This window comes from Nonomuraea sp. NPDC049419 (genome assembly GCF_040676995.1).
Lineage (GTDB): Bacteria > Actinomycetota > Actinomycetes > Streptosporangiales > Streptosporangiaceae > Nonomuraea > Nonomuraea salmonea.
On sequence record NZ_JBFAQB010000003.1, the window covers coordinates 168536 to 189581 of the forward strand.

At 70.7% G+C, this 21046-nt stretch carries 16 protein-coding genes and 2 pseudogenes; 11 read left to right on the forward strand and 7 right to left on the reverse strand.

Annotation, left to right across the window (positions count from 1 at the left end; all coding sequences use genetic code 11):
- Position 1: 1 nt before the first annotated feature.
- Together AB0K12_RS10905 and AB0K12_RS10910 are read right to left on the reverse strand one after the other, a co-directional pair.
- Positions 2-1903 (reverse strand): molybdopterin-dependent oxidoreductase, encoded by a 1902-nt coding sequence (locus tag AB0K12_RS10905; protein ID WP_364558209.1) that lies wholly within the window; start codon positions 1901-1903, stop codon positions 2-4.
- 38 nt (positions 1904-1941) lie between these two features.
- Positions 1942-2919: a 2-dehydropantoate 2-reductase gene (locus AB0K12_RS10910; protein WP_364558212.1), complete on the reverse strand. Its 978-nt coding sequence runs from the start codon at positions 2917-2919 to the stop codon at positions 1942-1944.
- Between the two features lie 193 nt (positions 2920-3112).
- Between AB0K12_RS10910 and AB0K12_RS10915 the strand changes: the two genes are divergently transcribed.
- The 7 genes from AB0K12_RS10915 to AB0K12_RS10945 all read left to right on the forward strand — a co-directional run bounded on the left by AB0K12_RS10915 (position 3113) and on the right by AB0K12_RS10945 (position 12574).
- Positions 3113-4393, forward strand: a complete 1281-nt coding sequence (locus tag AB0K12_RS10915; protein WP_364558215.1) for a molybdopterin molybdotransferase MoeA — start codon at positions 3113-3115, stop codon at positions 4391-4393.
- Positions 4394-4487: 94 nt separating this feature from the next.
- The gene (locus tag AB0K12_RS10920; protein ID WP_364558218.1) at positions 4488-6161 is read left to right on the forward strand and encodes a thiamine pyrophosphate-binding protein; all 1674 of its coding nucleotides are present in this window, start codon (positions 4488-4490) and stop codon (positions 6159-6161) included.
- A 16-nt stretch (positions 6162-6177) separates the two neighbouring features.
- On the forward strand, positions 6178-7401 hold the full coding sequence (gene frc, locus AB0K12_RS10925) for a formyl-CoA transferase (protein WP_364559817.1): 1224 nt from the start codon (positions 6178-6180) through the stop codon (positions 7399-7401).
- Entirely contained in the window at positions 7401-9515 is a 2115-nt protein-coding gene (locus AB0K12_RS10930) for an acetate--CoA ligase family protein (protein WP_364558221.1), read from the forward strand. Before frc ends, AB0K12_RS10930 begins: the two co-directional genes overlap by 1 nt.
- 79 nt (positions 9516-9594) lie before the next feature.
- A complete protein-coding gene (locus AB0K12_RS10935) occupies positions 9595-11085 on the forward strand; it encodes an Nramp family divalent metal transporter (RefSeq protein ID WP_364558223.1) in 1491 nt (496 codons plus the stop codon).
- Positions 11085-11573: a hypothetical protein gene (locus AB0K12_RS10940; protein ID WP_364558226.1), complete on the forward strand. Its 489-nt coding sequence runs from the start codon at positions 11085-11087 to the stop codon at positions 11571-11573. Before AB0K12_RS10935 ends, AB0K12_RS10940 begins: the two co-directional genes overlap by 1 nt.
- Complete coding sequence (locus AB0K12_RS10945) at positions 11570-12574, forward strand: TerC family protein (protein ID WP_364558229.1); 1005 nt, start codon at positions 11570-11572, stop codon at positions 12572-12574. The genes AB0K12_RS10940 and AB0K12_RS10945 overlap by 4 nt, the downstream gene beginning before the upstream one ends.
- Before the next feature lie 73 nt (positions 12575-12647).
- Here the strand turns inward: AB0K12_RS10945 and AB0K12_RS10950 are convergent, their stop codons facing one another.
- From AB0K12_RS10950 to AB0K12_RS10960, 3 genes are all read right to left on the reverse strand, one after another.
- A complete protein-coding gene (locus AB0K12_RS10950; RefSeq protein ID WP_364558232.1) occupies positions 12648-12824 on the reverse strand; it encodes a hypothetical protein in 177 nt (58 codons plus the stop codon).
- A 190-nt stretch (positions 12825-13014) separates the two neighbouring features.
- Positions 13015-13752: a GntR family transcriptional regulator gene (locus tag AB0K12_RS10955; protein WP_364558234.1), complete on the reverse strand. Its 738-nt coding sequence runs from the start codon at positions 13750-13752 to the stop codon at positions 13015-13017.
- Between the two features lie 109 nt (positions 13753-13861).
- Positions 13862-15043: an MFS transporter gene (locus AB0K12_RS10960; protein WP_364558237.1), complete on the reverse strand. Its 1182-nt coding sequence runs from the start codon at positions 15041-15043 to the stop codon at positions 13862-13864.
- Positions 15044-15204: 161 nt separating this feature from the next.
- Here AB0K12_RS10960 and sucC point away from each other — a divergent pair, with 161 nt between their 5' ends.
- The 3 genes from sucC to AB0K12_RS10975 are packed head-to-tail and all read left to right on the forward strand — an operon-like array spanning position 15205 to position 18019.
- The gene (sucC, locus tag AB0K12_RS10965; RefSeq protein ID WP_364558240.1) at positions 15205-16338 is read left to right on the forward strand and encodes an ADP-forming succinate--CoA ligase subunit beta; all 1134 of its coding nucleotides are present in this window, start codon (positions 15205-15207) and stop codon (positions 16336-16338) included.
- A complete protein-coding gene (sucD, locus tag AB0K12_RS10970; protein WP_364377589.1) occupies positions 16338-17225 on the forward strand; it encodes a succinate--CoA ligase subunit alpha in 888 nt (295 codons plus the stop codon). Before sucC ends, sucD begins: the two co-directional genes overlap by 1 nt.
- The gene (locus AB0K12_RS10975; RefSeq protein ID WP_364558244.1) at positions 17222-18019 is read left to right on the forward strand and encodes a TIM barrel protein; all 798 of its coding nucleotides are present in this window, start codon (positions 17222-17224) and stop codon (positions 18017-18019) included. Before sucD ends, AB0K12_RS10975 begins: the two co-directional genes overlap by 4 nt.
- Positions 18020-18141: 122 nt before the next feature.
- Here AB0K12_RS10975 and AB0K12_RS10980 read toward each other — a convergent pair.
- Positions 18142-18860: pseudogene (locus AB0K12_RS10980) on the reverse strand (RNA-guided endonuclease TnpB family protein); the annotation flags it as partial.
- Positions 18861-18968: 108 nt separating this feature from the next.
- On the opposite strand from AB0K12_RS10980, the gene AB0K12_RS10985 reads away from it, so the two are divergent.
- Positions 18969-19829, forward strand: a complete 861-nt coding sequence (locus tag AB0K12_RS10985) for a 2-hydroxy-3-oxopropionate reductase (protein WP_364558247.1) — start codon at positions 18969-18971, stop codon at positions 19827-19829.
- A gap of 33 nt (positions 19830-19862) precedes the next feature.
- Here AB0K12_RS10985 and AB0K12_RS10990 read toward each other — a convergent pair.
- Positions 19863-21007: pseudogene (locus tag AB0K12_RS10990) on the reverse strand (RNA-guided endonuclease TnpB family protein); the annotation flags it as partial.
- Between the last annotated feature and the right edge of the window lie 39 nt (positions 21008-21046).

A 21046-nucleotide genomic window follows, 5' to 3' on the forward strand; every position in this document is an offset into this window, starting at 1 on the left:
GTCACCCGGCCTTGACGAGCTTCTCGACCCTGACCGCGGCCGCTTTGAACTCCGCCGTCCCCGAGATCGGGTCCGTGGCCTCGATCGTCAGGGAGTTGGTGTCGACCTCGTCGGGGAAATGGAAGGTCATGAACACCAGCCCGGGTCTCAGCCCCGGGTCGATGTGGACGGGCGCGACCACGGAGGCCCGCCGCGAGGTGATCCGCACCTCCTCGCCGGCCACGACGCCGAGCCTCTCGGCGTCCTCGGGGCACAGCTCGATCGTCTCGCCGCGGCGCAGCGGCGAGGCGAACCCGGAGGACTGCACGCCCGTGTTGTAGGAGTCGAGCCGCCGCCCGGTCGTCAGCCGCAGCGGGTACTCCTCGTCCACCAGGTCCACCGGCGGCGAGTGGCGCAGCACGGCGAAGGGCGCCGGCGTGCCCCGCTTGACCGGGTCGCTCTCCCACAGCCGGCCGTGCAGGTAGGGCGGCTCCAGGGAGTCCTCCGACGGGCAGGGCCACTGGATGCCCTGCAACTCGGCCAGCCGCTGGTAGGACATGCCGGCGTGCTGGGGCGACAGTGAGCGCAGCTCGTTCCAGACCTCCTCGGCGCCGTCGTAGTGCCAGTCGTGGCCGAGCCTGCGGGCGATCTCGCAGACGATCCAGATGTCGTCGCGGGCCTCGCCCGGCGGCTCCAGGGCCTTGCGCACCCGCTGGACCCGGCGCTCGCTGTTGGTGAACGTGCCGTCGGCCTCGCACCAGGCGGCGCTGGCCGGCAGCACCACGTCGGCCATCTGCGCGGTCTTGGTGAGGAAGATGTCCTGGACGACCAGGTGATCGAGCATGGACAGGCGCTTGATGCAGGAGAGCGAGTCGGCCTCGGACTGCACCGGGTTCTCGCCGATCATGTAGCAGGTGGTGAGCTTGCCCTCGCCCATCGCCTCCAGCATCTCGGTGAGGTTGTAGCCGTAGCGCGGCTGGATGGCGCGGCCCCAGACGCTCTCGAAGCGCTGCCTGATGCCGGGGTCGAGGATGTCCTGGAAGCCGGGCAGGCGGTTGGGGATGGCGCCCATGTCACCGCCGCCCTGCACGTTGTTCTGGCCGCGCAGCGGCGACAGGCCGGAGCCGTAGCGGCCGACGTGGCCGGTGAGCAGGGCCAGGTTGATCAGCGCCCGGACGTTGTCGGTCGCGTTGTGGTGCTCGGTGATGCCGAGCGTCCAGCAGAGCTGGGCGCGGTCGGCGCGGGCGTAGGCGTGGGCCAGCTCGCGGATCGCCGCGGCCGGCACGCCGGTCACCTGCTCGGCCGCCGACAGCGTCCAGGGCTCGACGGACTCCTTGAACTCCTCGAAGCCCACGGTGGCCCGCTCGATGAACGCCTCGTTGTGCAGCCCCGCGTGGATGATCTCGCGGGCGACCGCGTGCGCGAGGGGGATGTCGGTGCCGACGTTGAGCCCGAGCCAGAGGTCGGCCCACTGGGCGGTGCCGGTGCGGCGCGGATCGACGGCGAACATCTTGGCGCCGTTGTGGATGCCCTTGAGCACGTGCTGGAAGAAGATGGGGTGGGCGTTTCTGGCCGCAGAACCCCACATCACTATCACGTCGGTGTCCTCCACCTCCTGGTAGGAGGAGGTGCCGCCACCGCTGCCGAACACCGCCGACAGGCCGGCCACGCTGGGGGCGTGGCAGGTGCGGTTGCAGGAGTCCACGTTGTTGGTCCCGACGACCACCCGGGTGAACTTCTGCCCGACGTAGTTCATCTCGTTGGTGGAGCGGGCGCACGACAGCATCGCGAAGCTGTCGGGCCCGTGTCGTTCTATGTTGCGGCGGAAGCCCTCCGCGGCTCGCTCCAGCGCCTCCTCCCACGACGCCTTGCGCAGCACGCCGTTCTCGCGTACCAGTGGATGGGTCAGGCGGTCATAGCTCATGATCCCTCCATTCAGTATACAATCTACGGTATTCCGGGCTATACCGCACGGACAAGGTTCGCGTTCAGCAGGTCGCTCACCGCGTGGATCGCCCTCAGCGTCGGCACCTCCGCCCCGGTCAGATCGGCCAGCTCGACCACCGCCGCGAGCAGCACGTCGAGCTCCAGCGGCTTGCCCTTCTCCAGGTCCTGGAGCGTGGACGTCTTGTGCTCGCCCGCCTTCTCCGCCCCGCGCAGGCGGCGCTCGATCGAGATCCCCGGATCGCAGCCCACCCGGCGGGCCACCTCCACGGTCTCCCGCATCATGGCGACGACCAGCTCCCTGGCGCCGTCGTGGCGGCAGATGCCGGCCATCGTCGCGCGGGCCAGCGCGCTGATCGGGTTGAAGGCGATGTTGCCCATCAGCTTGATCCACACGTCCCTGCGCAGGTCGCGCTCGACCGGGCACTTCAGCCCGCCCTCGACGGCGGCCCCGCTGAAGGCGAGGCAGCGCTCCGACAGCCGGCCGTCGGGCTCGCCGATGGAGAAGCGGGTGCCCTCCAGGTGGCGGATCACGCCGGGCTCCTCGATCTCCGTCGCGGCGTAGACCACGCAGCCGATGGCGCGGTGCAGGGGCAGCGCGGCCGTCACCGCGCCGCCGGGATCGACGCTCTCGATGCGGTAGCCCTCGTACGGGCCCTTGAGCCCGTGGAAGTACCACCACGGGATGCCGTTCTGCGCGGCGATGATGCTGGTCGTCTCGTGCAGGAGCGGCCGGATCATGGGGCCGGCGGCGGCGTAGCTGTTCGCCTTGAGGCCCAGGAAGACGTGGTCCACCGGGCCGACCTCGGCGGGGTCGTCGGTGGCATGGGGATGGGCGGTGAAGTCGCCCCTGGGGGTGAGCACCCGCACACCGGCACGGCGTATCGCCTCGAGGTGCGCGCCTCTCGCGATGAGGTGCACCTCGACTCCCGCCCTGTGGAGGGCGGCCCCCACGTACGCGCCGATGGCGCCGGCGCCAAGAACAGCGACCTTCATGTTGCGCTCCGTTCTTGCGTCGGATTGTAAGCACGGAGCCCCGTAGCTGCGGCAGTCGCTCGAAGGCGACCCGGCCGTAAGTTACGGGGCCCCGTGCTCGCGGTGGGATCGCCCTCCCACCGTGCATTCGGTATACAGTATGGAAAAACGAGGGTCAAGGAGTGTGCCTGTGACCGTTTTGTGGCATGGACCAGTGGTGGAAGCGATCTCATGGCCCGCCGCCCGGGCCCTCGCGGCGGGCGCGGCCTGCCCTTCGAAGCCCTCATCCGTGCCGCTGCGGGAGGCGCTCGGCTGCCGGCTGGCGGCGCCGCTGCGCGCGCTGGTGGCGGTGCCGGGCGTGGACGTCTCGGCGATGGACGGGTACGCCGTCGCGGGTTCCGGGCCCTGGCGGGTGGTGGCCCGGGTGCTGGCCGGGGGAGCGCCGTACGGGGGTGCGCTGCGGGCGGGCGAGGCCGTAGAGATCGCCACCGGCGCCCCGGTGCCGGCGGGCGCCGAGGCGGTCCTGCCGTACGAGCACGCGGACGGCGACGTGCCCGGGGGCGGCCCGGCCGGTGACCTGCACGCGGGCGGCGCGGGCGGCCCCCTCGGCGGGTCCGTGGGCGGCGTCATCGGTGGCGTCGTCGTGCCCGGCAGGCACATCAGGCGCAGGGGCGAGGACATCGCCGAGGGCGCGGTCGTGCTGGGCACGGGGACGGTGGTGACGCCGGTGACGCTCGGCCTGGCCGCCGCGCTGGGCCACGACGTGCTGGAGGTGCGTCCACGGCCGCGCGTCGCGGTGCTGGTCACCGGCGACGAGGTCGTGGACGCCGGCCTGCCCGCGCCTGGCCGGGTCCGCGACGCGATCGGCCCGTTCCTGCCCGGCCTCGTGGAGTGGGCCGGCGGCCGCGTCACCACCACCACCCGCCTCCCCGACGGCCCTGCCGCCCTCCGCGCCGCCCTGGCCGGGTGGGCGGCGCATGGGGCCGGCGGGGGATCGCCGGCGGGCGCGGACGCGCCGAGCGGGTGGCCGGAGTGCCGCGAGGACGTGGTCGTGGTGTGCGGGGCGTCGTCCAAGGGCCCCGCCGATCACCTGCGGGCGGTGCTGGCGGAGCTGGGCGCCGACGTGCTGGTGGACGGGGTCGCCGTACGTCCAGGGCACCCCCAGGCGCTGGCCCGCCTGACGGACGGAAGGCTCGTGGTGGGCCTGCCCGGGAACCCGTTCGCGGCCCTCGCCGCCGCGCTGACGCTGCTGGCCCCGATCCTGCGCGAGCTGTCCGGCGTGCCCGCCGCGCGGGAGACGAGCGCGTTGTCGGGCGAGGTGCGCCCGCACCCGCGCGACACCCGCCTGGTGCCGGTCCGGCGGTCGGGCCGCGGCGCGGTCCCCGTGGGTCATGACCGGCCGGGATCGTTGTGGGGCGCGGCCCTGGCGGACGCGCTGGCCGTGGTGCCGCCGGGGTGGTCCGGTGAGCAGGTCGAGCTGATCGAGTTGCCGTAGGGGCCTAGACACGCCCTTCCGGAGAGAGTAACCATTGCGTTCATACGGTATGCAGTATGCGGAAGACAGCGAGCTCGTTCGCCAGGAAGGGTGCATGATGTCGGAAACGATCTCCGGTGGTCATCTCGTAGCCAAGGCACTCAAAGCCGAAGGCGTGGACGTGATCTACACGCTCTGCGGCGGCCACATCATCGATATCTACGACGGCTGCGTCGATGAGGGCATCGAGGTCATCGACGTACGCCACGAGCAGGTGGCCGCGCACGCCGCCGACGGTTACGCCCGCATCACCGGCAAGCCGGGCTGCGCGGTCGTCACCGCGGGGCCGGGCACGACCGATGCGGTGACCGGCGTGGCCAACGCCTTCCGCGCGGAGAGCCCGATGTTGCTCATCGGCGGCCAGGGTGCGCTGAGCCAGCACAAGATGGGCTCCCTGCAGGACCTCCCGCACGTCGACATGATGACCCCGATCACCAAGTTCGCGGCCACGGTGCCGAGCACCGAGCGGGTGGCCGACATCGTCTCCATGGCCTTCCGCGAGTGCTACCACGGCGCTCCAGGGCCGTCGTTCCTGGAGATCCCGCGCGACGTGCTCGACGCGAAGGTGCCGGTCGAGAAGGCACGCATCCCCAAGGCCGGCCACTACCGCGCCTCCACCCGCCAGCAGGGCGACCCCGAGGCCATCGAGCAGCTGGCCGACATGCTCGCCCACGCCGAGAAGCCGTGCATCCTGCTCGGCAGCCAGGTCTGGACCTGCCGGGCCACCGACGCGGCCATCGACTTCGTACGGACGCTGAACGTCCCCGCGTACATGAACGGCTCGGGCCGCGGCACGCTGCCGCCCGGCGACCCGCACCACTTCCAGCTCAGCCGCCGCTACGCCTTCACCGAGGCCGACCTGATCATCATCGTCGGCACCCCGTTCGACTTCCGCATGGGCTACGGCAAGCGCCTGTCCCCGACGGCCAAGGTCGTGCAGATCGACCTCGACTACCGCACGGTCGGCAAGAACCGCGACATCGACCTCGGCATCGTCGGCGACGCCGGGCTCGTCCTGTCGGCGGTGGCGCAGGCCGCGAGCGGCCGGGTGGAGAACAGCGCGGCCCGCCGCAAGGAGTGGCTGGACGAGCTGCGCAACGTCGAGACCCAGGCGTACGAGAAGCGGCTGCCCCGCCAGCTGTCCGGCGCCCAGCCGATCGACCCCTACCGCCTGGTCCACGAGATCAACGAGTTCCTCACCGAGGACTCGATCTACATCGGCGACGGCGGCGACATCGTCACCTTCTCCGGCCAGGTCGTGCAGCCCAAGTCGCCGGGCCACTGGATGGACCCCGGCCCGCTCGGCACGCTCGGCGTCGGCATGGCCTTCGCGATGGCCGCCAAGCAGGCCCGCCGCGACAAGGAGGTGCTGTGCCTGTTCGGCGACGGCGCCTTCAGCCTCACCGGCTGGGACTTCGAGACCATGGTCCGCTTCGACCTGCCGTTCATCGGCGTCATCGGCAACAACTCCTCGATGAACCAGATCAGGTACGGCCAGGCCGCCAAGTACGGCCAGGACCGCGCCCGCGTCGGCAACACGCTGGGAGACATCCGCTACGGCGAGTTCGCCAAGCTGCTCGGCGGCTACGGCGAGGAGGTCCGCGACCCCGCCGAGATCCGCCCGGCGCTGGAGCGGGCCCGCGAGTCCGGCAAGCCCTCGCTGATCAACGTCTGGGTCGACCCAGAGGTGTACGCCCCAGGAACCATGAACCAGACCATGTACAAGTAGGGGAATCACGGTGCAGATGAAGGCTCTCGAAGGTGTCCGCGTCCTCGACATGACCCATGTCCAGTCCGGCCCGTCGGCCACCCAGCTGCTCGCGTGGCTGGGCGCCGACGTGGTCAAGCTGGAGGCCCCGGCCGGCGACATCACCCGGCAGCAGCTCCGCGACGTGCCCGGGGTCGACAGCCTGTACTTCACGATGCTCAACTGCAACAAGCGCAGCATCACCCTCAACATGAAGAGCGAGCGCGGCAAGGAGATCTTCACCGAGCTGGTGAAGAGTGCCGACATCCTGGTGGAGAACTTCGGTCCAGGGGCGGTGGACCGCATGGGCTTCTCCTGGGAGCGTCTGCAGGAGCTCAACCCCCGCCTCATCTACGCCTCGATCAAGGGCTTCGGCCAGGGCAGGTACGCCAAGTTCAAGGCGTACGAGGTGATCGCCCAGGCGATGGGCGGCTCGATGAGCACGACGGGCTTCGAGGAGGGCCCGCCGCTGGCCACCGGCGCCCAGATCGGCGACTCGGGCACCGGCATCCACGCGGTGGCCGGCATCCTGGCCGCCCTCTACCAGCGCACCCAGACCGGGCGCGGCCAGCGCGTGCAGGTGGCCATGCAGCACGCCGTGCTGAACCTGTGCCGCGTGAAGCTGCGCGACCAGCAGCGCCTGGCGCACGGGCCGCTGCGCGAGTACCCGAACAAGACGTTCGGCGACGAGGTGCCGCGCTCGGGCAACGCCAGCGGCGGCGGCCAGCCCGGCTGGGCGGTGCGCTGCGCGCCCGGCGGCCCGAACGACTACATCTACGTCATCGTCCAGCCGGTCGGCTGGAAGCCGATCACCGGCATCATCGGCCGTCCCGAGCTGGCCGACGACCCCGAGTGGGCGACGCCCGAGGCCCGGCTGCCGAAGCTGGACAAGATGTTCCAGCTCATCGAGGAGTGGACGATCCGCCACGACAAGTGGACGGTGCTCGACCGGCTCAACGCCGAGAACATCCCCTGCGGGCCGATCCTGTCCACCAGGGAGCTGGTGGAGGACCAGAGCCTGCGCGAGGAGGGCATCGTCGTCACCGTCGACCATCCGGAGCGCGGCGAGTTCGTGACGGTGGGCAGCCCGCTGCAGCTGTCCGACTCGCCGGTGGACGTCCGCACGCCGCCGCTGCTCGGCGAGCACAACCAGGAGATCTACGGCCAGATCGGCGTGAGCGCCGAGGAACTGGCCGAACTCAAGACGAACGGAGTCATCTAGTGCCTGCCAGGGACGTCATCGACAAGGCGCTGGCCGAGGGGCGTACGGCCCTGACGGCTCCTGAGGGCCGCGAGCTGTGCCAGGCGTACGGCATCGCCACCCCCGGCGAGGGCCTGGCCACCTCGGCCGACGAGGCCGTCAGGCTGGCCGGGGAGATCGGGTTCCCGGTCGTGCTGAAGATCGTCTCGCCCGACATCCTGCACAAGACGGACGCCGGCGGCGTGCTGGTCGGCCTGAAGAACGCCGACGAGGTACGCGAGGGCTACGCCACGATCCTGGCCAACGCCCGCGCCTACGACCCAGACGCGACGATCGACGGCATCCAGGTGCAGCAGCTGGTGGGCGGCGGCCACGAGGTCATCGTCGGCGCGGTCACCGACCCCACCTTCGGCAAGGTCGTCGCCTTCGGCCTCGGCGGCGTGCTGGTCGAGGTACTTAAGGACGTGACCTTCCGGCTTGCCCCGGTTTCGGGTGATGATGCGCTGAAGATGCTGGACGACATCAGAGCGGCGGATGTGCTCAAGGGCGCCCGCGGCGCGGAGCCCGCCAACCGCCAGGCGCTGGCGGCGCTCATCGAACGCGTCGGCCGGCTGGTCACCGACATCCCCGAGATCGTCGAGGTGGACCTCAACCCCGTCTTCGCCGACGCCAACGGCGCCGTGGCCGCCGACGTGCGGATCATCATCGGCCAGCCCGCCCCCGAGGTCGAGCGGCTGCCGCGCGAGGAGATCCTGCGGCAGATGAACCGCATCTTCAAGCCGCGCTCGGTCGCCGTCATCGGCGCCTCCGCCGAGACCGGCAAGATCGGCAACTCGGTCATGCGCAACCTCATCAACGGCGGCTACCAGGGGCAGATCTACCCGATCAACCCCAAGGCCGACGAGATCATGGGGCTCAAGGCGTACAAGAGCGTCGGAGACGTGCCGGGCGAGGTGGACGTGGCCGTCTTCGCCATCCCGGCCAAGTTCGTGGCGCCGGCGCTGGAGGAGGTCGGCGCGAAGGGCGTGGCCGGCGCGGTGATGATCCCGTCGGGGTTCGCCGAGACCGGCAACGTCGAGGGACAGAAGGAGATCGTCGAGATCGCCCGCAGGCACGGCGTGCGCATGCTCGGCCCCAACATCTACGGCTACTACTACACGCCCGAGAACCTCTGCGCGACCTTCTGCACGCCGTACGACGTGCGCGGCAGCGTGGCGCTGACCTCGCAGAGCGGCGGCATCGGCATGGCCATCCTGGGCTTCAGCCGCACCACCAAGATGGGCGTGTCCGCCATCGTCGGCGTCGGCAACAAGGCCGACGTGGACGAGGACGACCTGCTGACCTTCTTCGAGCAGGACGACAACACCAAGGCCGTCGCCATGCACCTCGAAGACCTCAAGGACGGGCGCGGCTTCGTCGACGCCGCCCGCCGCGTGGTCAAGGAGAAGCCGGTCATCGTGCTCAAGGCCGGGCGCACGGCCATGGGCGCGCGGGCCGCGGGCTCCCACACCGGCGCGCTGGCCGGCGACGACAAGGTCTACGACGACATCCTGCGCCAGGCCGGCGTGGTGCGCGCCCCCGGGCTGAACGACATGCTGGAGTACGCCCGCGCGCTGCCCATCCTGCCCGCCCCCAAAGGCGAGAACGTCGTCATCATCACCGGCGCGGGCGGCTCCGGCGTGCTGCTGTCCGACGCCATCGTGGACGCCGGGCTGACCCTCATGGACATCCCCGACGACCTGGACGCGGCGTTCCGCGCCTACATCCCGCCGTTCGGAGCGGCGGGCAACCCCATCGACATCACCGGCGGCGAACCACCCTCGACCTACGAGAACACGGTCCGCCTCGGCCTGAGCGACGAGCGCATCCACGCGCTGGTCCTCGGCTACTGGCACACGATCGTGACGCCGCCGATGGTCTTCGCCGAGCTCATCGCCCGTGTGGTGGCCGAGGAGCGGGCGAAGGGCAACACCAAGCCGGTCGTGGCGTCACTGGCCGGCGACACCGAGGTTGAGGAGGCCAGCGAGTACCTGTTCGAGCACGGCGTGGTCGCGTACCCGTACACGACGGAAAAGCCCGTGGCGGTCCTCGGTGCGAAGTACCGCTGGGCCAGGGCGGCCGGGCTGCTGGGCTAAGAGCCGAGCCACAGCAGCACCAGGCGAGGGGGCAATTCGGGGCGCAGAGGAAGGCAACAACCCCCCAGGAGGTCCGTAGGTGGACACATCGAACACACCACCGGCGACGGCCACGCCGCCGGTCGAGGACGAACGAGTATGGAAAGCGGGCCGGCTCGAGCCGATGCCCATCAGGAAGCTCCCCGACGCGCCTCCCTCGGTGCACCTCATCGGGCCGACGGTGTTCCTCGTCGCGCTCGGCGTGGGCATGGGCGAGTCGTACATGTGGCCCCGGCTGGTGCTGCTGTTCGGGCCCGAGATCAGGTGGCTGTTCCTGATCGGCGTCACCCTGCAGGCCGTGGTGATGCTGGAGATGGCCCGCTACGCCATGGCCACGGGGGAGAGCATCTTCTCCGGCGCGGCCAGGGTGTTCAAGCCGCTGATGTGGTTCTTCTTCGTGGTGGCGATCGCCGTCTACATCTGGCCCGGCCACCTGTCCGCGGGCGCGGCGGCGTTCGAGGAGATCACCGGAATACCCTGGATGGTGACCGCGATCGCCGGGTTGATCCTCGTCGGCGTGGTCTTCACCCTGGCCAAGGTGATCTACAACCTGCTGGAGAACGTGCTCTCCCTGCTCATCGGGGCGCTCGTGGTCGGCACCGCCGTGGTCGCCGCCATGGTCGGCTCCTGGGGTGACGTGGTCACCACGATCAGCGGCATGTTCTCCTTCGGCTACCTGCCGGCGGAGGCCATGACGGCCGCCTGGTTCCCCGTCATCGTCGGCGCCTGCGCCTTCGCCGGTCCGTCGGGCATGCAGCAGATGTGGTACACGCTGCACCTGCGTGACTCCGGCGCCGGCATGGGCGTGCACCAGCCGAAGGTGGTCGGGCTGCGGCACGCCTCCTCCGAGGAGGAGCGGCCGACCCGCGGGTACATGTTCGACACCTCCGACCCGGCCGAGATGGCCAAGTGGAAGGGCTGGCGGCGCTGGGTCACCTTCGACGCGCTGCTGCTGTTCTGGGGCATCACCATGCTGGTCACCATCTCCTTCACGGTGATCGCCCAGTCCGCGGTGCGGATCGACCCCGCCGTGCGTACGGCGATTCAGGGCGACGACCGGGAGGTGGCGCTGACCGCGATGTCGAACGCCGTCTCCTCGGCGGGCAGTTCGGTGCTCGGGGTCGTGTTCCTCGGGTTCATCGCCCTGATCGGCCTCAACGCGACGCTGGGCCTGTTCGACTCGTTCTCGCGCGGCCAGGCCGACATGACCTACAACTTCATCCCCGGCGCGAAGAAGGTGGGCATGTCCCGCCTGTACGGCATCTTCCTCTGGGGCGTGATCCTCTTCGGCATCCTGATCCTGCTGTTCGGCCCGGCCGACGGTCCCAGCGGGATCCTGGACACGCTGGCGTTCCTGTCCACGTTCGCCATGGGCGCGTACTGCGTGACCCTGCTCCTGGTGAACAACCGCATGCTGCCCAAACCGATCAGGCCCAAGTGGTGGTCGAACGCCATCATCGGCTTCGGTGCGGTGTTCTACCTGGGCATGCTCTTCTACAGCCTGTTCGCCTACGGCGTGGTCGTGGGCTGATGATCGGACGGCACAGTTTCGAACTCGCCCTGCCAGGGGCGTCGATCGGAGCCGTCGCCGGTGCCATGGCCGGTGGGCTGACCCTGCTCGCGGGGCAGCCCATCGGGATGGCCGCGCTGTCGGCCCTGGCGCTCGCCGCACCGCTCGCCCTCTTCGGCGGCATGTACGGCGTGCTCCTCGGCCACGGCGTGTTCCGGCCGGGCACGTTCGGGCCCGTCGGCCTCTACTGGATGGCGGCCTTCCCCCTCTCGCGGCTGCTCCAGGAGAGCGTGGCCGGGATCGGCATGGCCGACGGGGTGCCGCTGTTCCTGGCGTACCAGGCGATGATCAGCCTCGGCTTCGCGATCGGGTTCCTGTGGATGCACGAGCGGCTCATGCCGCACTGGCTGGTGCGGGTGGCTGGCGGCAATCCCGTCGCCAGTGAGCTGCTGGAGCAGTACGTCCGCTACGCCCAGATGATGCAGGCGAGGAAGGGAGCACGTAGGTGAATCTGCCCATGTGGATCTGGTTGGCCACGATAGGCGGCTTCTGTGTCGTGCTCGCTGTCGACTTCTACCTCGTCGCCCGCAACCCCCACGAGCCCTCGTTCAAGGAGTGCGTGGGCTGGGTGAGCCTCTACGTCTGCATGGCGGTGGCCTTCGGGGTTGGCCTGCTCGTGCTGTCGGGCCCGGCGCACGGCGGGGAGTTCTTCGCCGGGTGGATCACCGAGTACTCGCTCAGCGTGGACAACCTCTTCGTCTTCCTGCTGATCATGAGCAGGTTCCGGGTGCCTCGGGAGTACCGCCAGAAGGTGTTGCTCATCGGCATCGTGCTGGCGCTGCTCCTGCGGGGCGGCTTCATCGCGGCCGGCGCGGAGGCGGTGGCGCGCTTCGACTGGCTCTTCTACGTCTTCGGCGCCTTCCTCGTCTACACCGCGTGGAAGCTCATCGGGCACGAGGAGGAGGACGCGGAGTTCTCCGAGAACATAGCGCTGCGCACGGTGCGCCGGGTGCTCCCGACCACGGACACCTACCACGGCGCCCGCCTGACCGTGCACCACGGCCGCAGGATGGTCACCCCGATGCTGATCGTGATGGTCGCCATCGGGACCACCGACCTGCTGTTCGCGCTGGACTCCATCCCGGCCATCTTCGGGCTGACGAAGGAGCCCTACCTGGTCTTCACCGCCAACGCCTTCGCCCTCATGGGGCTGCGCCAGCTGTTCTTCCTGATCGGCGGGCTGCTGGACCGGCTGGTCTACCTCAGCAAGGGCCTGTCGGTGGTGCTGGCCTTCATCGGCGTCAAGCTGATCCTCGAGGCGCTGCACCACGACGGCGTGTCGTGGGCGCCGGAGATCCCGATCCTGGTGTCTCTCGGGGTCATCGTCGGCACGCTCGCCGTGACGACGGTGCTCAGCCTGATCAAGTCGGCACGCGACGCCAAGGCGGAGAAGGCCACTGAGAAAGCCGCTGAGAAGGAGGGGGAGCCGGAGCCGGCGGCGGAGCGCTGAACGCGCGGGGGCGGAGGCTGCTGTTCGAGGGTGGCCGCCCCCCTGTCGCGGGTCCGGCTGTTGTGCGTCCTGCTTACGGGCGGGGACTCTTGCGGACGTCGATGTCCTTGCTCCACTCGCGCACATGGCGGTCGGCGTCGTCCGCGGAGTAGTGCTTCTTCAGCGCCGCGCTCAGGCCGACGCCGATGGCTCGTCCGTCCGCCGCCTGGCCCAGCGGATCACCAAGGAGAAAGCGGAAGAACGCTTTCATGGTCGTGCACCTCCGTCCGGTGTGGCTCCATCCTCTACCCGAGGTGTTTCGGAGCATGTGGGCTTGTGTGAACGTCACGTCAACCCTGACTGTTCGCGCAGGCAGGAGGGCGTGACGGCATGACTCGGCCGCCCGGCCGACCCTGGAGGGGGATCGGCCGGCGTGCCGGTGAGGGGGGTCGGTCAGCCGGTCAGCCGGCCTGGCGGGTGCGGCGGCGGCGTACCGGCTTGGGCGCGGGCTCGGCCGGCTCGTTCTCGCGCTGCTCCAGGTAGGAGGCGCGGGTGTGCTCGGTGTGCTCGCGCATGATCTTGGCCGCGCGCCGCTCGTCGCCGGACTCGATGGCGTCGATGAGGGCGGCGTGCTCCTCCCACGAGGCCATGCCGCGCTGGCGGGCGACCGGCGTGTGGTACCACCGCACCCGCCTGGCCACCTGGGCGGCCAGCTCGGCGAGCACCTTGTTGCCCGACAGGTCGGTCACCAGCGCGTGCAGCTCGGAGTTGGTGGCCACGGCGCCGTCGACGTCGTCGGACTGCACCGCGGCGATGCCGCGGGCGCACAGGGCGCGCAGCCGCTTGACGCCCTCCTCGCCGGCCTGCTTGGCGGCCAGGCGCGCGGACTCGGTCTCCAGCAGCGTGCGCACGGCGAGCAGCTGGTCGGCCTCCTCCACGGTCGGGACGTGCACGAACGCGCCCTGACCGGGAAAGAGATCGACCCAGCCCTCACCGCTGAGCTGCTGCAACGCCTCGCGGACCGGCTGCCTGGAGACGCCGAGCAGCTCGGCCAGCTCGCTCTCGACGAGGTGCTGGCCCGGCTTGAGCTGCCCGGAGACGATGAGCTCTTGGATAGCCTCGATGACGCTTTCGCGGAGCGTCGCGGGACGGGGGATCTTGGGGGCCGCCGTCTGACCGGCCTGATCCGACAGCAACATGATCACGTCTCCAGGGCTGAATATCGGTTTTTGGTCGACTGCCTACAGCATACCGTCCTGGGGTTCCGCTCGTCCGTGAGTCTCATCACAGTGCGTCACAGTGGGACGGTCACAGGGGAATGGTGGCGGGCAGGCCGGGGATGCGCAGGCGGGGGGTCGCCAGCGCGGGCAGCGCCGCCAGGGCGGCGGCGGCCAGCAGCGCGGCGCCAGGAGCGGTCAGCGCGACGAACGCCAGCCCGGCCGCCACCGCGCCGGCCACGGCCTTGGCGCTGTAGACCACGGCGTGGATCTCGGTGGCCCGCTCGGCGCCGAACAGTTCGCGGACGAGGCTGGCCAGCAGCGGGTAGAACGCGCCGCCGCCGAGCCCCGCCGCGACCGCGCCGAGCCACAGCAGCAGCGTGCCGCCGGGCCGCTCGTGCGCGTTCTGCACGGCGACCGCGAGCAGCACCTGGCCGAGCGCGAGCGCGCCGAAGACGGCGGCCAGCACCCGCCGGCGGCCGTACAGCTCCGACGCGCGCATGGCGACCGACCTGCCCGCGCCGTTCAGCGCGACGAGCAGGGCCACCGCGCCCCACGCGCCGGTGCCCGCGACCACGATCACGTCGAGCACCGACACCGCGCCCGCGCAGACCAGCATCAGCGCGAGCGCCGGCAGCGCGCGGGTGCGCAGCGCCTGCGCGATGCCGAACTGCTTGACCGCCTCCGGCGCCGTGCGCAGGCGGGCCGCGTCGAGCGCGTGGCTGCGCGGGTCCACGTCCAGCGGCCACCACAGGGCGGGGGGCAGTCGCAGGTGCCGGGCGGCGGTGGCGAGCACGGCCGTCGCTACCGCGGCCATGACGAGGAACGCAGATCCCGTCGCGGCGGGGAACAGGCCGGCCCACAGCAGCAGGGGGACGGCGCCGTAGCCGAAGGCGCCGGTGATGAGGCCGACGCGGGCGGCGGGGCGCTCGGGGTACCAGGAGGAGACGACCTCGCCGCAGACCCCGTACACCAGGCCCGCGCCGAGGCCGCCGAGCACGGCGTACCCGGTGAGTGCGGCAGGGGACAGACCTGAGGTGAGCCCTGCGGTGGCCAGGCCGAGGCCGGTGAGCGCGGCTCCGGCGGCCAGGCACGTCCGCACGCCGAGGCGCCGGCGGCGTACGAGGTGGAGCGCGGGCAGCGCGCCCGCGGCCTGGCAGGCGATCCAGACGGCGAGCAGCGTCAGGCCGCCCGCCTGGCTCGTGTGCAGGGCGGCGTAGCCGTACTGGAGCGGGCTGATCACCGCCATCGAGGCCAGGGCCAGCCGGAACATGCGGACGCGGTCTGCTGGGACGGGCCCGGGGAGGTACGAACGCCCCCGCCAGTCCTTAATTGCATTCTCCATACTGTATGGAATATCCAGAAGACAGGTGCCTGTCGAGACCCTAGACGAGGAATACTCCATACGGTATACCGTCTACAAAGGAGGCTCGAATGGACCTGTACGAGTACCAGGCGAAGGAGCTCTTCGGGCGTCACGGGATCCCGGTCCCCGCGGGCCGGGTCGCGGCCACCCCGGCCGAGGCCCGCGCGATCGCGGCCGAGCTGGACACGCCCGTTGTCATCAAGGCCCAGGTGAAGACCGGTGGACGCGGCAAGGCGGGCGGCATCAGACCGGCGGCGGGGCCGGCCGCGGCCCAGGCGGAGGCCGAGCGCGTGATCGGCATGGACATCAAGGGACACACGGCGCACCGGGTGCTGGTGGAAGCCGCGACCGTGCCGTTCGAGGAGTATTACGCGGCCTTCCTGGTGGACCGTGCCGAAGGGGCGTTCCTGGCCATGGTGTCGGCGCAGGGCGGCATGGAGATCGAGGAACTGGCGGCCCGCGACCCCGACGCCATCGTGAAACTGCCGATCGACCCGGCGACAGGGGTGGACGCCGACACCGCGCGGCAACTGGCGGCCAAGGCGGGCCTGCCCGAGCAGACCGCCGAGGTGCTGGAGAAACTGTGGCACGTGCTGGTCGCGGAGGACGCCCTGCTCGTCGAGGTGAATCCGCTGATCTGCACCACCGACCAGCGCGTCATGGCGCTCGACGGCAAGGTCACGCTCGACGACAACGCCGCCTTCCGGCACGACAGGGAGCGGTACGCCGAGCAGTCCGACAGTCTGGAGGCCCGCGCCAGGGCCAAGGGGCTCAACTACGTGAAGCTGGACGGCACGGTCGGCGTGATCGGCAACGGCGCGGGGCTCGTCATGAGCACCCTCGACGTGGTGGCGGGCGCGGGCGCGGACCCGGCCAACTTCCTCGACATCGGCGGCGGCGCCTCCGCCCAGGTCATGGCCGACGGGCTGGAGATCATCCTGGCCGACCCCGACGTACGGTCGGTGCTGGTCAACGTCTTCGGCGGCATCACGGCCTGCGACGCGGTGGCCAACGGCATCGTCACCGCACTCGAACTCCTCGGCGAGCGCGGCCAGGGCAGGCCCATCGTCGTACGGCTGGACGGCAACAACGCCGAGGTGGGCCGGCGCATACTCAGCGACGCCCGGCACCCGGCGGTCCGCCAGGTCTCCACCATGGACGGCGCCGCCGAGATGGCGGCCAGACTCGCGGCAGGTGCGTAATGGCGATCTTTCTGACCAAGGACAGCCGGGTGCTCGTGCAGGGCATGACCGGCGCGGAGGGCCGCAGGCACACGGCCCGCATGCTCGCCGCGGGGACCGACGTGGTGGCCGGCGTGACCCCCGGCAAGGGCGGCAGCGCGGTGGACTTCGGCGAGCGGACGGTGCCGGTGTTCGGCTCGGTCGCCGAGGCCGTCGCCGAGACCGGGGCGGACGTGTCGGTCGTCTTCGTGCCGCCGCGCTTCACCGCCGGCGCCGTGGAGGAGGCGGTCGAGGCGGGCGTGCCGCTCTGCGTGGTCATCACCGAGGGCGTGCCGGTGCACGACGCGGTCCGGTTCCGCGCGCTGGCGCGCGGGCGTACCAGGATCATCGGGCCCAACTGCCCCGGGCTCATCAGCCCCGGGCAGTCGTCGGCCGGGATCATCCCCGCCGACATCACCTCCTCCGGCCGCATCGGGCTGGTCTCCAAGTCGGGCACGCTGACCTACCAGCTCATGTACGAGCTGCGCGACCTCGGCTTCTCCACCGCCGTCGGCATCGGCGGCGACCCGGTCGTCGGCACCACGCACATCGACTGCCTCCAGGCGTTCCAGGACGACCCGGGCACCGACGCCATCGTCATGATCGGTGAGATCGGCGGCGACGCGGAGGAGCGGGCCGCCGCCTACATCGCGGCCAACGTCACCAAGCCCGTCGTCGCGTACGTGGCCGGGTTCACCGCGCCGGAGGGCAAGACGATGGGGCACGCGGGCGCGATCGTGTCCGGGTCGTCGGGGACGGCGCAGGCCAAGAAGGAGGCGCTGGAGGCGGTCGGCGTACGAGTGGGGAAGACGCCGTCGGAGACCGCCCGCCTGCTGCGCTCGGCCCTGTCCAGGGCGGCCGCCTCGTGACCCGCGTTCCCGAGGGCCTGGTCTTCGACGTCAACCTGTCGATCCTGTTCACCGACCTGCCGCTGCTGGAGCGCCCGGCCGCGGCGGCCAAGGCCGGGTTCGACGCGGTCGAGCTGTGGTGGCCGTTCGGCGGGCCGGACCCGAGCGGCGCCGAGCTGGCCGCGCTGCGGCAGGCCATCGAGGACGCGGGCGTGCGCCTGGTGGGACTCAACTTCGACGCCGGCGACATGGCGGCGGGCGAGCGCGGCCTGCTGGCCAGGCCGGACGGCTCGGCCCGCTTCCAGGCGAACATCGACCCCGCCGTCCGCCTGGCCGGCGAGCTGGGCTGCACGGTGCTCAACGCGTTGTACGGCAACGGCCCCGGCACCGACAGGGACCTGGCCGTGGTCAACCTGCGCAGGGCGGCCGACGCGGCGGCCGGGATCGGCGCGACCGTCGTGGTCGAGGCGCTCAACGGCCACGAGAACCCGCGCTACCCGATCACCTCGTCACAGGCCGCCTTCGAGCTCATCGAGCAGGTGGACCGGGCGAACGTGGCCTTCCTCGCCGACCTCTACCACCTGCACAGGATGGGCGAGGACGTGCTCGCGCTCATCGACCGGCACGCGGACAGGTTCGGGCACGTGCAGATCGCCGACGACCCCGGCAGGGGAGCGCCGGGCAGCGGGAGGATGCCGTACGGGGAGATCTTCGCGCGGCTGGCGGCGGCGGGCTACCGCGGGCACGTCGGCCTGGAGTACCGGCACGAGCACCGGCACGAGGGGCCGGGCGCGTTCGACTGGAGGCGAGCTTGACATCCTCCCCTCGTCAACGAGGGGGAGTCCCACGGTTGCCCGTGAGGCTTCCTGCTTCGCAGCCGATCGCCCGTCCGAGAGGACTCTCGTTGAGGTCTTACACCCGCTCCACAGGCGTTTCAGCTCTCCGCCGGCCCGGCGGCGAGCACGTTCCTGGCCGCGTTGACGTCCCGGTCATGGGTCGCGCCGCAGGCGCACATCCACTCCCGCACGTTCAGCGGCATCTTCTCCTGCAAGGCCCCGCACACCGAGCACAGCTTCGAGGAGGGCAACCACCGGTCCACGACCAGCAACTCCCGCCCGTACCACCGGGCCTTGCACTCCAGCATGCCGCGCATCTGGCGCCACGAGGCGTCGGAGATGGCGCGAACCAGGCTGTGGTTCTTCACCATGGTGCGAACGGTGAGGTCCTCGATCGCGACCGTTTGGTTCTCACGGACGAGACGAGTGGTGAGCTTGTGCAGAAATCGGTACGCCGGTCGGTGATACGGGCATGAACACGGGCCACCTTCAGCCGGGCCTTGGCCCGGTTCGCACCGCCCTTGACCGTGCGCGCCAGGGCACGCTGCGCTCTGGCCAGCCTGCGGCGGCCGGCACGCTCATGCCTGGGATTGACGATCTTCTCGCCGGTCGAGAGTGTCGCCGGTGCGGTGATGCCGGCGTCCACACCGACGCTCCGCCCGGCAGGCGGGAGCTGGCTGATCTTCTCCTCGACCAGGAGGGACACGAACCAGCGTCCCGCGCTGTCGCGGGAGACGGTGACCGTGGACGGCTGCGCACCCTCCGGCAGCGGACGCGACGACGCCATGGCCAGCGGCGTGTCCATCTTGGCCAGCGTCAATGTTCGATACGCCGGTTCGCCTGACGGCGAATCGGCTGCCCCTGTCCTGCTCCGCAGGGGTCCGATTCCTTCCCCGCCTGAAGGCAGGGGTTTCCACGGAGGTATCTGATGAACATCGGCTTCATCGGCCTGGGGATCATGGGCAGCCCGATGGCGGCCAACCTCCTCAAGGCCGGATTCGCGGTGACCGGCTACGACGTCAGCGCCGAGCGGATGCGGCGGCTTGCGGAACTGGGCGGCAAGGTCGCGTCGGGCGTGGTGGACGCGGTGGCGGGCGCCGACGTCGTGGTCACCATGCTGCCCGACTCGCCGCAGGTGGAGGAGGTCGCGCCGCTCGTCATCGAGTACGGCAGGCCGAACCTGCTCTACGTCGACATGAGCACGATCAAGCCCGAGACCTCCCGCGAGGTGGCGAGGAAGGCGGCGGCCGTCGGCGTACGGGCGGTGGACGCCCCCGTCAGCGGCGGCGAGCGCGGCGCCGTGGACGGCACCCTGTCGATCATGGTCGGCGGCGCCCCCGAGGACGTGGAGGCGGCCAGGCCGGTCCTGGAGCGCCTCGGCACGACCATCGTGCACGTGGGCCCGGCAGGGGCGGGACAGACCGTCAAGGCGGCCAACCAGCTCGTCGTGGGCGGCATCTACGGCCTCGTGTCCGAGGCGATCGTGCTGCTGGAGGCGTCGGGCGTCGACCCCGCGGCCGGGCTCGACGTGCTCGCGGGCGGCCTGGCCGGCTCGCGGATCCTCGACCTCAAGCGGCACACCATGGTCAAGCGCGAGTTCGCCCCCGGCTTCCGCATCGACCTGCACCACAAGGACATGGGCATCGCCCTCGCCGCGGCCCGTACCGCCGGGGTCAGCCTGCCGCTCACCGGGCAGGTCGCCCAGCTCGTCGCGGCGGCCAGGGCCCAGGGGCACGGCTCGCTCGACCACTCCGCCCTGCTCAAGGTGATCGAAAGGCTGAACGCTTGACATCCTCCCCCTCGTCAACGAGGGGATTCCCACGGTCGCCCGTGGGCCTTCCTGCTTCACAGCCGGTCGCCTGCCTGAGAGGACTCTCGTTGAGGTCTTACACCCGCTCCACAGGCGTTTCAGCTCTCCGCCAGCCCGGCGGCGAGCACGTTCCTGGCCGCGTTGACGTCGCGGTCGTGGACCGTGCCGCAGGCACACATCCATTCCCGGACGTTCAGCGGCATCTTCTTCCGCAGGGTCCCGCACTGCGAGCACAGCTTGGAGGAGGGGAACCAGCGGTCGACCGCCACCACGGTTCGCCCGTACCACTGCGCCTTGTACTCCAGCATGGAGCGGAACTCCCGCCAGGACACATCGGAGATGGCGCGAGCCAGGCGGCGGTTCTTGACCATGGTGCGGACGGTCAGGTCTTCCACCACTTGATTCTCGCGAACAAGCCGTGTCGTGACCTTGTGCAGGTGATCCCTTCTGCGATCGGCGATCCGGGCGTACACCCTGGCGACCTTCACTCTGGCCTTGGCCCGGTTGTTCGACCCCTTCTCCTTACGGGCCAGGGCGCGCTGAGCCTTGGCCAGCCTGCGCCGGTCGGCGCGTTCGTGACGCGGGTTGACGATCCTCTCGCCGGTCGAGAGTGTCGCCAGCGCGGTGATGCCGGCGTCCACCCCGACGCTCCGCCCGGCGGGCGGGAGCGGGCTGATCTTCTCCTCGACCAGCAGGGACACGAACCAGCGTCCCGCGCCGTCGCGGGACACGGTGACCGTGGACGGCTGCGCACCCTCCGGCAGCCGACGCGACCACACAATGGCCAGCGGCGTGTCCATCTTCGCCAGCGTCAAAGTGCCCTCACGCCAGCGGAACGCCGAACGCGTGTACTCCACCGACGCCCGGGACTTCTTGCGGGGGAACGCCGCCTGAAGATGCCGCAACGCCTGCTGAAGAGGGACCGACGACACCTCGAACAAGAAGTCGTACTCGCCGCTGCGCTTTCACTCCGTCAGGCGCGCAGAGGACTCCACGTAGGAGACGCGGCGGCCTTGCAGGCGGTAGGCGCGGGTGCGCTCCTCGAGTGCCTTGTTGTAGACGAGGCGGACGCAGCCGAACGTCCGGGCAAGCTCGGAGGCTTGCTCGGGGGCCGGGTGGAAGCGGTACTTGCAGGCCCGCTTCACGATCTGCGCCACACCTCACACGCTACCGAACGATCAGCTAACAGTCGCGTG

What these genes read in the sequence shown, in the direction of transcription:
- AB0K12_RS10905 (WP_364558209.1), bottom strand. Translation starts at nt 1,903, where the DNA reads ATGAGCTATGACCGCCTGACCCATCCACTGGTACGCGAGAACGGCGTG.
- AB0K12_RS10950 (WP_364558232.1), bottom strand. Translation starts at nt 12,824, where the DNA reads ATGAAAGCGTTCTTCCGCTTTCTCCTTGGTGATCCGCTGGGCCAGGCG.
- AB0K12_RS10985 (WP_364558247.1), top strand. Translation starts at nt 18,969, where the DNA reads ATGAACATCGGCTTCATCGGCCTGGGGATCATGGGCAGCCCGATGGCG.
- AB0K12_RS10940 (WP_364558226.1), top strand. Translation starts at nt 11,085, where the DNA reads ATGATCGGACGGCACAGTTTCGAACTCGCCCTGCCAGGGGCGTCGATC.
- AB0K12_RS10910 (WP_364558212.1), bottom strand. Translation starts at nt 2,919, where the DNA reads ATGAAGGTCGCTGTTCTTGGCGCCGGCGCCATCGGCGCGTACGTGGGG.
- AB0K12_RS10955 (WP_364558234.1), bottom strand. Translation starts at nt 13,752, where the DNA reads ATGTTGCTGTCGGATCAGGCCGGTCAGACGGCGGCCCCCAAGATCCCC.
- frc (WP_364559817.1), top strand. Translation starts at nt 6,178, where the DNA reads ATGAAGGCTCTCGAAGGTGTCCGCGTCCTCGACATGACCCATGTCCAG.
- sucD (WP_364377589.1), top strand. Translation starts at nt 16,338, where the DNA reads ATGGCGATCTTTCTGACCAAGGACAGCCGGGTGCTCGTGCAGGGCATG.
- AB0K12_RS10960 (WP_364558237.1), bottom strand. Translation starts at nt 15,043, where the DNA reads ATGTTCCGGCTGGCCCTGGCCTCGATGGCGGTGATCAGCCCGCTCCAG.
- AB0K12_RS10920 (WP_364558218.1), top strand. Translation starts at nt 4,488, where the DNA reads ATGATGTCGGAAACGATCTCCGGTGGTCATCTCGTAGCCAAGGCACTC.
- sucC (WP_364558240.1), top strand. Translation starts at nt 15,205, where the DNA reads ATGGACCTGTACGAGTACCAGGCGAAGGAGCTCTTCGGGCGTCACGGG.